Genomic DNA, 13730 nt, shown 5'->3' on the forward strand with positions numbered 1-13730 from the left:
AGCGGTCCCGGAGCCGGCGCGCAGGCCGGTGTACCAGCGGGCGACGAGGACGAGGACGCCGGGCAGGGCGGCCACGAAGCTGAGCACGCCGTACACGACGGAGACGGCCAGTCCGCTGCCGGCGCCCAGCCCGGCCGCGCCGAACGCCCAGGCGGTGACGCCCTCCCGGGGGCCGAAGCCGCCGACGTTCAGGGGCAGGCCCATGGCGAGCAGGGCGAGCACGGCGAGCGGCAGCAGGACTGCCACGGAGGCGGTGGTGCCGGCGACCCGGGCGGCGAGCACGAACGTCGCGAGGTGGCCTGCCAGGACGATGACCGAGGAGACGGCGACACCGGGCCCGTTGCGGCGGGACAGCAGGGCTTCCCGCACCTCGTCGAGCGTGGTGCGCAGCGCCGTCGGGTTCGACCGGTCACGGCGGGACGGCGCGCGGTTCATGCGCACGGCGGCCACGACGGCGAACGCGCCCGCCGCGGCGAACAGCAGGACGGGCGTGAGGTCGCGGGCCTCGTTCAGCACCGGTGACGGCATGGTCAGCAGGACGACGGCGCCGACGGCCGCGAGCATGACCTGACCGGCCGTCCGCTCCAGCACCACCGCGCGGACACCGCGGCCCAGGTCACCGGCGCTCTGCCCGTGTCGCACCGCCCGGTGCACGTCGCCGAGGACTCCGCCGGGAAGGGCCGCGTTGAGGAACAGGGCGCGGTAGTAGTCGGCGACGGCCGACCCGAGAGGCAGCCGGATCCGCAGCCCGCGCGCCACCAACTGCCAACGCCATGCGCTGAACACGGTGGTGACGAGCCCGATCCCGAGCGCCCCGGCCAGCGCCGCCCCGTCGATCCGCCGCAGCCCGTCGAGGAAGACACCGGTTCCGAGCCGCCAGAACAGCACCGCGAGGATCGCGATGCCGACGGCCGTGCCCAGGTGGGTGCGGACGGTGGGGGTGTTGAGGCGGGACAGGACAGCGCGGAGGGAAGTGCGCAGGGGCGTGCGGGGGCGCGGTGCGCCGGGGGTGGCCGCCGCCGGGCGGGGCTCGGTGACGATGACGCCGATGCGGGAGGAGGAGACGGCTTCGGGCTTGGGTGCCGGCGGGGCGGCGGGGAGGGCGGTGGCGGCGGGGGCCATGATCACGGCCCCACCCACAGCCGAACCCTTGATGACCCTGGCCACCGTCTCCACGCTCATGACGCTCCGTCCGTCGGTCGGCACAGTGCCAGCAGGTCGCTGTGGTGAACGACGACCTGTAGCTCGCCGGCCTGGCAGGCGGCGAGGCGCTCGCTCAGGTAACGGTCCGCGCGCTCGCGGAGTTCAGGTCGTTCCTCGACCGCGGCGCCGACCCAGCCGCGCAGCCACTGGGCGGTGAGCGCCGACTCGCCGGGGCCGAGCCGCCAGGGGCTCGGGTGCACCTGGACGGTCGCGCCGTGCTCGGAGAAGGCCTCGGCCGCCGCCGTGATCGCGTCCGGGCCCAGCAGACCCGAGCGCCGCTGGTGGGCGTTGAACGCCTCGGCGATCTCCCCGTCCAGCGGGTCGGACGGGGTGAACTCGACGCGGCCGGCGACGGAGAGCGTCAGCAGCGCCGGGCAGCCCGCGCCGGCACAGGCGGCGGCGAGCGTGTCGACCTCCTCGCGGGTGAGGACGTCGAGCAGCGCGGAGGCGGTCACCAGCGAGGCGCCGAGGAGGGCGTCCGGGGTGAGGCGGCCGATGTCGCCGCGGCGCGTCTCGACGGTGACACGGCTGCCGTCGGCGGAGGAGCGCGGGGAGGCCACGGCGGCGAAGTGCAGGAGGTACGGGTCGCGGTCGTGCAGGACCCAGTGCTGGGCGCTGTCCAGGTGGGGCGCGAGCCAGCGGCCCATGGAGCCGGTGCCGCAGCCCACGTCGTGGATGACCAGGCCGGACCGTCCCGGCAGGTTGGCGAGCCGGATCCGCAAGGGGTCGAGCAACTCGTGCGACCGCGCGGCGGCGTCGGCGCCCTCACGCAGCTCCAGCCACTCGGGGGCGTAGCGGGGCGGGTCGTCCGGCCCGGCGTCCCTGAGGCGTACGGTGGCCCGCTCACCGGGTCGGAAGCCGGGACCGGCACCGAGGATCACGGCGTCGGCGTCGGACTCGGCCGGTACGGACACACCACTCATGTCGCTCCCTGCTGAAACGATCCCGCTCTGCGGCGCGTGGGTGGCGTCGGTTGCGTCCTTCGGTCCCGGCTGGGCCGGAATCGTCCCCCCGCTCTGTGTCGTCGCTGTCTTCCTCATGCGGCCCTCCGGGGTTCGTTCGGCAGCCGGCCCAGTACCGCGGCCAGGCTGCGGGCCGTGCCGGCCCAGCCGTTCAGGGCGGCCCGGCGTCCCCGGGCCGCCGCCTTCAGTCGGCGTCGTACGTCTGCCTCGCCGAACCAGCCGCGCAGTTCGGCGGCGATCGCGCCGGGGTTCTCCGGCGGGACGAGGATGCCGGGGACGCCGCCGTCGGGGGCCACGCCGACCGCCTCCGGGAGGCCGCCGACGTCCGACGCCAGCACGGGGATACCGCGCGCGAGGGCTTCCGTTACCGCCATGCCGTACGTCTCGGCGTAGGAGGTGAGCACCATGAGATCGGCGGCGTTGTAGCTGGCGTCGAGTTCGGCGCCGGCCTGCGGGCCCGCCAGGATCAGCCGGTCCTCAAGGCCGTGCTTCGCGATCAGCGACCGCAGTTCGGACACATACCCGGGGTCCTGGTTCAGCCCGCCCACGCACACGCAGCTCCACGGCAGGTCGGTCACCGCCGCCAGTGCCTCCACCAGCCGGTGCTGTCCCTTGCGCGGCGTCACGGCGGCCACGCACAGCAGCCGCGACACTCCGTCGGTGCCGGACGCGAGGGGCGCGATGTCGGCGCCGGGGGCGGCGGCGTGGACCCGGTCGGGGGCGAGGCCGTGGTGGGAGACCAGGCGGCGGACCGCCCAGTCGCTGGTGGCGATGACCGCGGGGACGGCGCGCAGCACCGTGCGTTCCCGGGCGTCCAGTTCCGCGGCGACGGCGGGCTCAAGCCCTGTCTCGTCGCCGAGCGGGAGGTGGACGAGGACGGCGAGACGCAGCCGTTCGGCCTCGGGGACGATGATCTCCGGCACACCGCAGGCGACCAGTCCGTCCAGCAGGACGACCGTCCCGTCCGGGAATTCCCGCAGCGTGCGGGCGAGTTCCGCACGGGCCGCCGCCCCGGGACGGGGCCAGCTGCCGTCGACCGCGTGCTTGTGCACCTGCCAGCCGAAGCCGGGCAGGTCCAGACTCACGCGCCGGTCATAGGCGTTGCCGCCGCTCGGCGCGGCCTGGTCGTCGACGCCGCCCGGCATGACGAAGTGCACGGAGCTCAGGGACATGGGGATGATCTCGGCGTTCTTCAGGGCGGAGTGCTGCACGGGCACATAGCCGAGCGTGGCCGCCCCCGCCTTCTCCGGCCTTTCCATCATGGTGTCGGTCACAGCGCACGCTCGTAACTCGCCCATGCGACATGCGACTCGTGCAGCGTGACGGTGAGGCCCGCGAGACCCTTGGCGCCCTCGCCCAGCGCGCCCTTCTCGATCCGCTCCGCCAGCCGGTCGGCGATGACCTTGGCCAGGAACTCGGTGGAGGTGTTGATCCCGGCGAAGTCGGGCTCGTTGTCGAGGTTTCTGTAGTTCAGCTCGCCTACGACGGCGCCCAGTTCCCGGGTGGCCAGCCCGATGTCGACGACGATGTTGTCGTCGTCCAGCTGTTCACGCCGGAACGTGGCGTCCACCAGGAACGTCGCTCCATGCAGGCGCTGAGCGGGTCCGAAGACGTCGCCGCGGAAGCTGTGGGCGATCATGATGTGATCGCGGACGGTGATGCTGAACAACGGACGACCCTCCAGGTGCGGTGCGCTCCTCATCCCCGCTGATCGATGCCGGGGATGTCGTGTAGTACGGCTCTTGGCTTCCCCGTGTTCAGCCGTCTCTCACTCTTTTCTCAGGTCAGGCGCTCTTGTCGTCCGGGAATGAACGAGTCCGTCAGGGCGTGTCCGCGTACCTGACGCGGTGACAGAGCGCCGGGATCTCCCCGGAGGCGAGCTTCGGCATCACCTCGGCCAGCTCCGCGAAAGCGCTCTCCCCTGTGATCAGCGCGTCGAGGGCCGGATCGGCGAGCAGTTCGAGGGCGAGGGCCAGGCGGTCGGCGTAGGTGCGGCTCGCGCGGCGGGCCGGGGAGACGGTGCCGACCTGGCTGCTGCGCAGGACGAGCCGCCGGGAGTGGAAGGCCTCGCCGAGCGGCAGACTGATCTGCCGGTCGCCGTACCAGCTGAGTTCGAGGACGGTGCCCTCGGCGGTGAGCAGGTCCAGGGACCGGGTGAGGCCCTGCTCGGTGGCGCTCGCGTGGACGACCAGGTCGCACGCGCCGAGCGCCTCTTCGGGCGAGGCGAATCCGACGCCGAGGGCCTTGGCGACCTCGGCCCGGCTCGGATCGGCGTCGACCAACTGGAGCCGTACGCCCGGGAAGCGGGCCAGCAGGGCGGCCACCGAGCAGCCGACCATGCCGCCGCCGACCACGGCGATACGGTCGCCGACCAGGGGAGCCGCGTCCCAGAGCGCGTTGACGGCGGTCTCGACGGTGCCGGCGAGGATGGCGCGTGCGGCGGGGACGGTGTCCGGTACGACGGTCACGGCGCTCGCGGGGACGACGTACCGTGTCTGATGCGGGTACAGGCAGAAGACCGTACGGCCGACGAGTTCAGTCGGCCCCTCCTCCACCAGTCCGACGTTGAGGTAGCCGTACTTCACCGGTGCGGGGAACTCGCCCTCCTGGAACGGTGCCCGCATGGCCGCGTGCTGGCTCTGCGGGACGCCGCCGCGGAACACGAGTGTCTCCGTGCCCCGGCTGACCCCGGAGTACAGCGACCGCACCAGCACATCGCCCTCGGCCGCTTCCGGAAGGGCGATCTCCCGGATGTTTCCTTCACCCGGAGAGCTGACCCAGAACGCACGTGCGGTGCGGTTCATCAGAATCCTCCTGAACGATCGTGAAGCTGTGCACGTACCGAGGAGTGCACAGGTCGCGCACAGTACGCGGCCTTGATCGACTCTGTCACCTGGCCGGAGGAATGTGCGGTGGCCCTGAACAACACTTACGACGCGAGGCTGGTCCAACAGGAGACCGCTGTGGGAGCGGGCGTGCAGATCCTGTTGCTGGCCCTGCTCGGATCGGCGATCGGCATGGGGCCGGCGGGCTGGCTGACCGGCCTCGTCTTCGCCATCGCCACGTGGGCGCTGCTGTCGCTGGCCCTGCACCGATCCCGGCTCCGCTCCTTCGGCCCGGCCAACCGGGTCACCCTGGGGCGGGCGACGCTGGTGGGCGGCGTCACGGCGCTGGTGGCGGACTCCTTCTTCCAGAGCTCACTGCCCGTCACGCTCTTCGTCGGCCTGACGGCTGTCGCCCTGATCCTCGACGGCGTGGACGGCAAGGTGGCCCGCCGCACGGGCACCTCCACCGCTCTGGGCGCACGCTTCGACATGGAGGTCGACGCGTTCCTGATCCTCGTGCTGAGCGTGTACCTCTCGATGTCGCTGGGCCCCTGGGTCCTCCTCATCGGCACCATGCGCTACGCCTTCGTCACCGCCGCCCGCGTCTGGCCCTGGCTGAACGCCCCGCTCCCGCCGAGCACGGCCCGCAAGACGGTCGCCGCGATGCAGGGCGTGTTCCTGCTGCTGGCCGCGTCCGGCTACCTCCCGCACGCGGCGACGTTCGCGGTCACCGCGCTGGCTCTGGCGGCGCTGGTCTGGTCGTTCGGCCGGGACATCCTGTGGCTGTACCGGACGTCGAGGATGGAGGGGGTGTCCGTGGCGGAGGTGCGGGAACTGGTGGCGTCCTGAGCGGTGGGCCTCCGGCGGTTGGGCGGGGGGTGCCTGCGGCGGCCTGCGCGGGTTGGGTGGGGGTACGCGTAGCGCCTGCGGGTGCGTTGTGGGTCGGGGCCGCGTCGGGGGGTGTCCGTCCTCGGACCGGCGGCTGGACTTAGGCCAAGAGGGTGCTGCGTGTTGACGCCGGCCACTGCGGGCGGACACCCCCCGACGCGTCCCCTTGCCGCCGTGGGCGACTGCGGCGCCGCGGGGGTACGCGCCATCGCCGGATCGCCAAGTCGCCGTATGCGACTGCCACGCCGAAGGGGTACGCGCCACCGCCTCACGCCGGATCGCCTCACCGCCGTATGCGACTGCCACGCCGAAGGGGTACGCGCCACCGCCTCACGCCGGATCGCCTCACCGCCGTATGCGACTGCCACGCCGAAGGGGTACGCGCCACCGCCACACGCCGGATCGCCTCATCGCTATGCGCGACCGCGCCGCGAGGGTGCGCGCCACCGCCCCACGCCGGACCGCCTCACCGCCGTATGCGACTGCCACGCCGAAGGGGTACGCGCCATCGCCGCCAGGTCGCTGCAGCCTGCGTAGCTGCGGGCAGTCGTGCCGCTGGGGCGGCGCCCGTCCCCAAAAGGCGGCACCCCACCAGCGCGGGTGAGCCACCCAACCCCGCCTCACCCTCGATGCCGGGCACGACACAAGTCGGGGGGGGGGAAGCAGACAGCTGGCCGCAGAAACGGGTCGCGGTCGCGGAGCCGCTCAGGGGGCACCGGCTCTATCTGCGCGGCAGCACCCCGATCGCCGCGAGCGGTACCGCCGCCAGCACCAGCCACGGCACGGCGGCGGGCAGGCCGGTGTCCAGGAGGGTTCCCGTGGCCGAGCTGCCGAGCAGGACGATGAGGCCGGAGACCGAGGACAACGCGCCGGTGTAGAGGCCGAGTCGACCCTCCTCGGCGAGGTCGGGGACCCAGGCGCGGGCGACCGGTGCGACGAGCATCTGGCCGAGGGTGAGCAGGACTACGAAGCCGGCCGCGGGCAACAGTCCTGCCGTTCCCGTCCAGTCGGCGGGCCGTGCCACGGCAACGACCGCGAATCCCGCCGAGATCAGCAGCAGTCCGGCCACCATGGACCGGCGCAGCGTGAGCCGCTCCCCCACCCAGTGGGTGACGGGCAGCTGAGCGACCACCACCAGCAGCGAGGACAGCGCGAACAGCCAGGCCAACGCCGTCTGGGAACCCGTTGCGCGCTCGACCTCGTCGGGGAGGGCGAGGTAGAGCTGGTTGTAGGCGAGCAGGTAGGCACCGTACGCACAGCACAGCGCGAGGAAGCGACGGTTACGGAGGAGCTTTCCCATGCCGCCGCGGAACCGGACTCCCCCGCGCCCGGGTATGTGCTGCGGCAGTAGCCACGCGTGCCCGGCCAGGACGAGGACGAAGATTCCGGCGCCGGCGAGGCAGACCGTACGGAAGTCCAGCGACAGCAGCAGCGCGCCCAGCAGCGGCCCGACGAACGCCCCCGCCTGTCCGGCCACGGTCAGCAGCGCGAGGACGCGGGTGCGCGAGCCGCCGCCCGACTCCTCCCACATCACGGCCTGCCGGGCGACTTCGGACTCCACGGCGGGCGAGAACAGCGCGGCGGCGAATCCGATGAGCAGCACCGCGCCGATGACGGCCCATGTCTCCCGCGCGTACCCGAGCCAGGCGAATCCGGCGATCCGCAGCACGCATCCCGTGAGGACGACCGGGCGGATCCCGTACCGGTCGGACAGCGCGCCACCGACGACGAACAAACCCTGCTGGCTGAAGGTCCGCAAGCCCAGCACGAACCCGACCAGCCACCCCGCCATGCCGACGGCCTGTCCCAGGTGTTCGGCGAGGAACGGCAGGACGGCGAAGAAGCCGATGTTGAAGGCGAGTTGGGTGAGGATGAGGAGGCGGAGGAGGGGGGAGAGGCGGGGCCGGTCCGGCGCCGCCTCGCGGAAGCGGAGGGTGAGTGTCGGCCGCGTCATCGGGTGGCCACCAACTTCCTTGTGTCCGACGGCTGTTCGGGGCGGGGCGCGAGGGGTTCCGCTTTGCGGATACGGCGCCGTCCGCCTCCCATCCCGCCGGCCGCCGTCACCGCCAGCGCGCCCAGCAGGGCGAGTACGGCGGCGGGTGCCAGGACCACCCAGGGGGCGCGCTCGGCGTAGGGCTGGTTCTCGGCGAGGAGCAGGCCCCACTCCGGGGAGGGCGGCTGGGCGCCCAGGCCGAGGAAGGCCAGCGAGGCGAGTGCGAGGGCGATGCCGGGCAGGCGGAGCAGGGCGTGGCGGGTGACGGGTGGGAGGACGGCGGGGAGGAGTTCGTGGCGCAGGAGGTACCAGGGGCCGGCGCCCAGCGCGCGGGTGGCGGTGAGGTGGAGGGCGGCGCGTTCCTGCCGGAGCAGGGCTGAGGTGTGCGCGGCGAGCGGCGCCCAGGCGACGGCGGCCACGGCGAGCGCGGGCGTGGCGGTTCCGCTGCCGACGACCGCGGTGACGAGGAGGGCCACGAGGACCGGCGGCAGCGCGGTGACGGTGTCGACGAGGGGACCGGACAGCCGGGGCAGCAGGCCGAGCGCCAGTCCGGTGAGCAGGGCGGCGGCGGTGATCGCGAAGGCGAGCAGCAGGGTGTCGAGGGCGCCGTGACCGACGCGGGCGAGGACGTCCCGGCCGAGGGCGTCGGTGCCGAACGGGTGCGTCCAGGAGGGGGCCGTGAGTCGCTCGGTGGTGTCGAGGGCCAGCGGGTCGCGGGGTAGGCCGAGGGCGATGACGGCGGCGAGCAGGCAGCCGTAGGCGAGGGGCAAGAACCTGCGGGCGGGCGGCGCCGGGCGGTGCAGGGACGGCAGTGCGTCGTCGCGCAGGGCGGGGCCGATCAGGAGGCGGGCGAGGGGGTGGGCCAGTCCGGCGGCGGCCGCGGCGAGCAGGACGAGGGCGAGCGTGCCGGCCTGGAGGACGGGCAGGTCCTGGGCGAGGGCGGCCTGGAGGGTGGTGCGGCCGAGGCCGGGGATGTCGAAGATCTGCTCGACGGTGACCGATCCGCCGGTCAGGCCTACGACGAACAGGCCGGTGTTGGGGAGCAGTCCGGGCAGGCAGCGGCGCAGGGCCTGGCGGGCGACCGTGCGGCCGGGCAGTCCGCGTGCGGTGGCGGCCAGGGCCCAGGGCTCGGCGAAGGCGCCGGGGAGGAGGTCGTCGAGGAGCCGGCCGAGGACGGCTCCGGCGGGGAGGCCCAGGGCGAGGGCGGGCAGGATCGTCCACTGGGGGCCGTACCAGCCGAGGGCGGGCAGCCAGCCGAGCTGTACGCCGACGACGGTGGCGAGGACGGACGCGGTGAGGAACTCAGGGAGCGCGGCGAGGACGGCGGAGCCGCTGCCTCCCGCCCGCCGTCCGCCGAGCCGCCGCCGGGCACCGAGCCACAGGGTGCGGGCGCAGATCAGCGCGGCGGTGATGGTGGCGACCGCGAGGGCCACCGCCATCAGCAGCAAGGAGACGCCCAGTGCCTGGAGCACGGCGGGCGTGACCTCGCTGCCGGAGATCCACGACCGGCCGGCATCCCCGCGCCACAGCCCGCCCAGCCAGTCGCCGAGGAGATGCAACGGGCCGGCGTCCAGGCCGAGCTGGGCGCGGATGTCCGCCAGCACCTCGGGCGTGGGGTCGCGGTCCGCCGACCGGGCCTTGAGCACGGTGAGCGCCGGGTCGGTGTGCGTCAGCCAGGGCAGTACGCCGATGGCACACACCAGGGCGGCCGCGATCCCCGCACGCCACAGGAGCGTGACTGCCTGGCTCCGCATGGATCAGCGCCGGGTGCCGATGCCGACGAGGGTGCGCTCGTAGGGGTCGAGGAGCGCGCCGGTGACGGAGGTCGCGACGCCGGTGATGATGCGCTGATGGACCAGCGGTACGACGGCGTCCGTGCCGAGGATCTTCGCCTCGGCCGCCATGGCCGCGTCCTGCCGCTTGTCGGTGTCGGCGATGTCCGCGGCCTCGGCCACGGCGCGGTCGACATCCTTGTCGCACAGTAGCGCCAGGTTGTAGCTGCCGTCGCAGGTGAAGTCGCTGGCGAGGACGCCGACGGGGTCGCCGGTGTCGACGAGGCTGTTGCGTGCGCCGACGAAGGCGTCGAACTTCCCGGCCAGCGCGTCGCTCTCCAGCCGCGAGTACTCCCGCACCTCCAGCGTGACCTCGAACCCGGCCTTCTCCAGCTGCTGCTTCAGCACCTGGGCGACTTCCGGCAGCTCGGGCCGGTTGTCGTACGTGGCGAGGGTGATCCGCGTCCCGTCCGGCTTGCCCGCCTTCGCGCGCCCGGCCGGCTCGGTCCGCTTGCCGGAGGCCCAGGTGACGGCGGGCCCGTAGATGCCGGCGCCGGGGTCGGCGTACCCCTCGTAGACGCCCTTGGCGAGCGCGGAGGTGTCGACGGCCTGGCGGGCGGCGGCCCGGAGCGCGGCGTCCTTGAAGGCGCCCTTCTCGGTATTGAGGAGGAGGCTCGTGGTGCGGGTGGTGGCGGTCGCCTCGCGGGTGGCCTTGTCGAGGGTGGCGGCCTGGGCGACGGGGATCGCCTCGGCGAGGTCCACCTGGTCGGTGCGCAGGGCGCTGGCGCGGGCGGTGCCGTCGGCGACGAACTTCACGTCGATGCCGGTGGCCTGGGCACGGCCGCCCCAGTAGTCGTCGTAGCGGTCGAGGGTGGCCGCGGTGGTGCCCATCACCTTGGTGAGTTCGAAGGGCCCGGTGGCGGTGCCGACGGGGTCGACGTCCCCCTTGGCGTCCCCTTTGGTGTCCTCCTTGCCGTACGCCTTGGCGGCGAGGATGGCGAGGGAGGGGCTGGACAGGCGCAGCGGCAGGATCGGGTCGGGGTCCCCGGTGGTGATCCGTACGCCGGTGTCGCCGTCGGTCTTGGCGGTGAGGGTGACGCCGGAGAGGGCGGCCGGGGCGGGCCTGGCCTGCGTGGCGTGGGTGAGGGCGGCGACGACCGCGGCCGGGGTGACCTTGGAGCCGTCCTGGAAGGTGGCCTCGCGCAGGGTGAACACCCAGGTGCGGTCGTTCTCCTGGCGCCAGGAGGCGGCGAGGGCCGGGGCGGCGGCGCCGTTGGCGTCCAGCGCGGTCAGGCCCTCGGTGACGCCGAGGCGGCTGAGGGTGGTGGCGTCGGCGCCGTACGGCGAGAGCTTCTCGGCGGGCGGGAAGGCGAGGGCGACGCGGAGGCGGGAGCCGTCCTGGGCGTCGCCCGCCGCGTCGGAGCCGCCGCCGGAGGCGAAACATCCGGCCAGCACGGGGGCCAGTACGAGGGCGAGGATCGGGCGGAGTCGGCGTCGCACGGTCTATCGCTCCATGGGTATCTCGAAGTGGACGACGCCGTTGCCGCCGTCGGTGTCCTCGCGTTCGTCGTGCACGACCTTGCCGAGCGAGCGCCAGAAGCCCTCGGCGCCGGGCACCTTCGGGTCGGTGTGCAGATAGACGGCGCGGTAGCCGCCGTCCGCCGCGGCGAAGGCGAGCAACTCGGCGACGAGCCGGCCCGCGAGGCCGCATCGGCGGTGCTCGGCGCGGACGTAGACGCGGCGCAGCTGCGCGGTCTCGCCGGAGGGGTAGCGCTCGGCGAGGTCGCGCGGGTTCGGCGGGTGGGCCGGACCGCGGGAGTCGAGGGCGGCGGTGGCCACGACACCGTTGTCGCGCGGGTCGATCGCGACCAGGAGGGTGTGGCGGGGCGGGGCGAGGTAGGCGGCGGCCGGATCGATGATGTCCGCGTGCCAGCGGGGCACATAGCCGGTGCCGAAGTCGTGGTAGACGGTGTCGAGCATCAGGGCTCGCGCACCGTCGAGGTCGTCCGGGCCCGCCGCCCTGATGCTGTAGTCGTGCACTTGCACATCATAGGCATCAAGCGCGAAAGGCCTTTCCACCCACCCCGCCTCGCCACTCAACCCCCTTACGGCTCAGGCGATTTGACAGTGATCGAAGATCACCTCCAACCTTGCCACATGACATCCATTTTCAAAAAGGATACTCTGACGGTGAAGTCGGGGTGCCGCTGATGCGCATCGCGTTCGTCGGCAAGGGCGGCAGCGGCAAGACGACTCTGTCCGCGCTCTTCTCCCGCCACCTGGCCCACTCGGGCGCGCCCGTGCTGGCCATCGACGGCGACATCAACCAGCACCTCGCCGAAGCCCTGGGCCACCACGGCGACGAGCCGGCCGCCCCGCCGCTCGGCTCCGCCCTGCGGGACATCAAGGAGTTCCTGCGCGGCACCAACCCGCGCATCCCCTCCGCCGACGCCATGATCAAGACCACCCCGCCCGGACGCGGCTCCCGCCTGCTGACCCTGCTCGGCGACGACGAGCTGCACGCGCGGCACGTCCGGCGCGTGGGGGACGTTCCGCTGATGGTGACGGGCGAGTTCGACGAGAGCGACCTCGGGGTGGCGTGCTACCACTCCAAGCTCGGCGGGGTCGAGCTCTACCTCGGCCACCTCGTCGACGGCCCCGGCGAGTACGTGGTGGTCGACATGACGGCGGGCGCGGACGCCTTCGCCTCGGGCCTGTTCACCCGCTTCGACATGACGTTCCTGGTGGCCGAGCCCACGCGCAAGGGTGTCTCGGTGTACCGCCAGTACCGCGACCACGCGCGGGAGTTCGGCATCCGCATCGCGGTCATCGGCAACAAGGTGACGGGCGAGGACGACCTGCTCTTCCTCAAGGAGGAGGTCGGCGACGACCTCCTCACCCACCTGGTCCACTCCCCCTGGGTCCGCGCGGCCGAACAGGGCCGGGAGCAGGGCGAGCTGGAGTCGCACAACGCGCACGCCCTGAACGTCCTGCGCGAGGCGGTCGACGCCTGCCGGAAGGACTGGCCCACGACCCACGGCCACGCGGTCGAGTTCCACCTGCGCAATGCGCGCGCGTGGGGGGACGACAGGACGGGGCAGGATCTGGCCGCGCAGGTGGACCCGGGGTTCGTGCCGGGGCCGGCGGCACTGGCCTGACCACGGTCCCCCTCCCTCTCTCCTTCCCTTCCTTCCCCTCCCCTCCCTCGATCGCTGAACAGGAACCCCCGAATGTCTCTAGACGTCTCCCCGAAGCTCCTCGCCGAAGCCGAACACGGCGACATCCGCGAGGAGGACTTCGTGGACACCGTCCGCACCTCCCTGCCGTATGCCTACGACCTCATCGCCTCTCTCGCCGCCGAACTCCGCGACGGCACGGCCGAGTTCACCGACAACCAGACCCCTCCCCCGTCCGAGAAGGAACGCGGCCAACTCCTGCGCGCCCTCGCCAGCGACGCGATCCGTGGCAGTCTGGAGCGCCACTTCGGCGTGAGCCTCGCCTTCCAGAACTGCCATCGGGTGGCGGCGTTCCGGGCGGAGGCGCGGGGTGGGGAGACGTTTGCGCGGTTCACTTCTGTGCGGGCGCAGGTGTTGAATCAGTCGGCGGAGTTTCGGGACTGCTGAGCTGACCCCGCTGCCTTCTTCGATTCGGCTACTGAACGCCCGTCGCGTCGAGTAGCCGGATCACGTCCGAGCGACCGTAGCCGAGCAGTGCGGCACGGTACACGCCCATCATCACCAACTGGGCCGCGATCTCCGCCCCGTATCCGTTCTTCGTGGCATCGAACCACTCATGGACCTTCTCGATACCAAGGCCGCTCATCAGCACGCCGTGATCGCGCCGAACCTCGGAGACCGTGTCCGCCACCGCTTCCCACAGCGTCGCTCCAGGCCGCTCGCACTTCAGGGCTAAGCATCCCCAGTCGACGGGCTCACACCCGGAAGGCGGCCTCTCACGCAGGCTCGCGTACCGCAAGGCATCGAATCCCTCGCCGTCGAATGCTTCGTCCACCAGGGCGAATCGGTGGTATCCAGGCGGCACGGGAGGTGGCGGAGGGGTGTAAGCCCAGCCCGCGTACTCCCTCTCG

At 72.9% G+C, this 13730-nt stretch carries 12 protein-coding genes and 1 pseudogene; 3 read left to right on the forward strand and 10 right to left on the reverse strand.

Going from position 1 to position 13730, the window contains the following annotated elements; all coding sequences use genetic code 11:
* Positions 1 to 117: 117 nt before the first annotated feature.
* From ACIA8X_RS08815 to ACIA8X_RS08835, 5 genes and pseudogenes are all read right to left on the reverse strand, one after another.
* Positions 118 to 1182: pseudogene (locus ACIA8X_RS08815) on the reverse strand (lysylphosphatidylglycerol synthase transmembrane domain-containing protein); the annotation flags it as partial.
* Positions 1179 to 2243: a class I SAM-dependent methyltransferase gene (locus tag ACIA8X_RS08820; RefSeq protein WP_393444763.1), complete on the reverse strand. Its 1065-nt coding sequence runs from the start codon at positions 2241 to 2243 to the stop codon at positions 1179 to 1181. The pseudogene ACIA8X_RS08815 and the gene ACIA8X_RS08820, both read right to left, overlap by 4 nt.
* The gene (locus ACIA8X_RS08825) at positions 2240 to 3424 is read right to left on the reverse strand and encodes a glycosyltransferase family 4 protein (RefSeq protein WP_393445479.1); all 1185 of its coding nucleotides are present in this window, start codon (positions 3422 to 3424) and stop codon (positions 2240 to 2242) included. Before ACIA8X_RS08825 ends, ACIA8X_RS08820 begins: the two co-directional genes overlap by 4 nt.
* Positions 3425 to 3435: 11 nt before the next feature.
* Positions 3436 to 3834 carry a 6-carboxytetrahydropterin synthase gene (locus ACIA8X_RS08830; RefSeq protein ID WP_093747920.1) on the reverse strand — a complete coding sequence of 133 codons (399 nt, stop codon included), beginning with the start codon at positions 3832 to 3834 and terminating at the stop codon, positions 3436 to 3438.
* 151 nt (positions 3835 to 3985) lie between these two features.
* Positions 3986 to 4969, reverse strand: a complete 984-nt coding sequence (locus ACIA8X_RS08835) for a zinc-binding alcohol dehydrogenase (RefSeq protein WP_399458077.1) — start codon at positions 4967 to 4969, stop codon at positions 3986 to 3988.
* Between the two features lie 108 nt (positions 4970 to 5077).
* Between ACIA8X_RS08835 and ACIA8X_RS08840 the strand changes: the two genes are divergently transcribed.
* On the forward strand, positions 5078 to 5839 hold the full coding sequence (locus ACIA8X_RS08840) for a CDP-alcohol phosphatidyltransferase family protein (protein WP_399458078.1): 762 nt from the start codon (positions 5078 to 5080) through the stop codon (positions 5837 to 5839).
* Between the two features lie 760 nt (positions 5840 to 6599).
* Here ACIA8X_RS08840 and ACIA8X_RS08845 read toward each other — a convergent pair.
* Genes ACIA8X_RS08845 through ACIA8X_RS08860 form a run of 4 tightly spaced genes read right to left on the reverse strand, consistent with a single transcriptional unit; the run spans position 6600 to position 11683 of the window.
* Positions 6600 to 7832 (reverse strand): MDR family MFS transporter, encoded by a 1233-nt coding sequence (locus ACIA8X_RS08845; protein WP_399458079.1) that lies wholly within the window; start codon positions 7830 to 7832, stop codon positions 6600 to 6602.
* Positions 7829 to 9625, reverse strand: coding sequence for an ABC transporter permease subunit (locus ACIA8X_RS08850; RefSeq protein ID WP_399458080.1), 1797 nt, complete (start codon positions 9623 to 9625; stop codon positions 7829 to 7831). Before ACIA8X_RS08850 ends, ACIA8X_RS08845 begins: the two co-directional genes overlap by 4 nt.
* Before the next feature lie 3 nt (positions 9626 to 9628).
* Complete coding sequence (locus ACIA8X_RS08855) at positions 9629 to 11143, reverse strand: ABC transporter substrate-binding protein (protein ID WP_399458081.1); 1515 nt, start codon at positions 11141 to 11143, stop codon at positions 9629 to 9631.
* Positions 11144 to 11146: 3 nt separating this feature from the next.
* Positions 11147 to 11683: a GNAT family N-acetyltransferase gene (locus tag ACIA8X_RS08860; protein ID WP_393444774.1), complete on the reverse strand. Its 537-nt coding sequence runs from the start codon at positions 11681 to 11683 to the stop codon at positions 11147 to 11149.
* Between the two features lie 170 nt (positions 11684 to 11853).
* Between ACIA8X_RS08860 and ACIA8X_RS08865 the strand changes: the two genes are divergently transcribed.
* Together ACIA8X_RS08865 and ACIA8X_RS08870 are read left to right on the forward strand one after the other, a co-directional pair.
* Complete coding sequence (locus ACIA8X_RS08865) at positions 11854 to 12801, forward strand: ATP-binding protein (protein WP_393444776.1); 948 nt, start codon at positions 11854 to 11856, stop codon at positions 12799 to 12801.
* A 72-nt stretch (positions 12802 to 12873) separates the two neighbouring features.
* Positions 12874 to 13266: an SCO5389 family protein gene (locus ACIA8X_RS08870; RefSeq protein ID WP_393444778.1), complete on the forward strand. Its 393-nt coding sequence runs from the start codon at positions 12874 to 12876 to the stop codon at positions 13264 to 13266.
* A gap of 28 nt (positions 13267 to 13294) precedes the next feature.
* Here ACIA8X_RS08870 and ACIA8X_RS08875 read toward each other — a convergent pair whose 3' ends face one another.
* Complete coding sequence (locus ACIA8X_RS08875) at positions 13295 to 13654, reverse strand: amidase (protein ID WP_393444781.1); 360 nt, start codon at positions 13652 to 13654, stop codon at positions 13295 to 13297.
* Between the last annotated feature and the right edge of the window lie 76 nt (positions 13655 to 13730).

The organism is Streptomyces sp. NPDC051738 (assembly GCF_044453205.1).
Classification (GTDB): Bacteria; Actinomycetota; Actinomycetes; order Streptomycetales; family Streptomycetaceae; genus Streptomyces.

Excerpts from the sequence above, each read along its gene's own strand:
- ACIA8X_RS08820 (WP_393444763.1), bottom strand. The coding sequence starts at position 2,243 with ATGAGGAAGACAGCGACGACACAGAGCGGGGGGACGATTCCGGCCCAG.
- ACIA8X_RS08825 (WP_393445479.1), bottom strand. The coding sequence starts at position 3,424 with ATGGAAAGGCCGGAGAAGGCGGGGGCGGCCACGCTCGGCTATGTGCCC.
- ACIA8X_RS08835 (WP_399458077.1), bottom strand. The coding sequence starts at position 4,969 with ATGAACCGCACCGCACGTGCGTTCTGGGTCAGCTCTCCGGGTGAAGGA.
- ACIA8X_RS08845 (WP_399458079.1), bottom strand. The coding sequence starts at position 7,832 with ATGACGCGGCCGACACTCACCCTCCGCTTCCGCGAGGCGGCGCCGGAC.
- ACIA8X_RS08850 (WP_399458080.1), bottom strand. The coding sequence starts at position 9,625 with ATGCGGAGCCAGGCAGTCACGCTCCTGTGGCGTGCGGGGATCGCGGCC.
- ACIA8X_RS08865 (WP_393444776.1), top strand. The coding sequence starts at position 11,854 with ATGCGCATCGCGTTCGTCGGCAAGGGCGGCAGCGGCAAGACGACTCTG.
- ACIA8X_RS08870 (WP_393444778.1), top strand. The coding sequence starts at position 12,874 with ATGTCTCTAGACGTCTCCCCGAAGCTCCTCGCCGAAGCCGAACACGGC.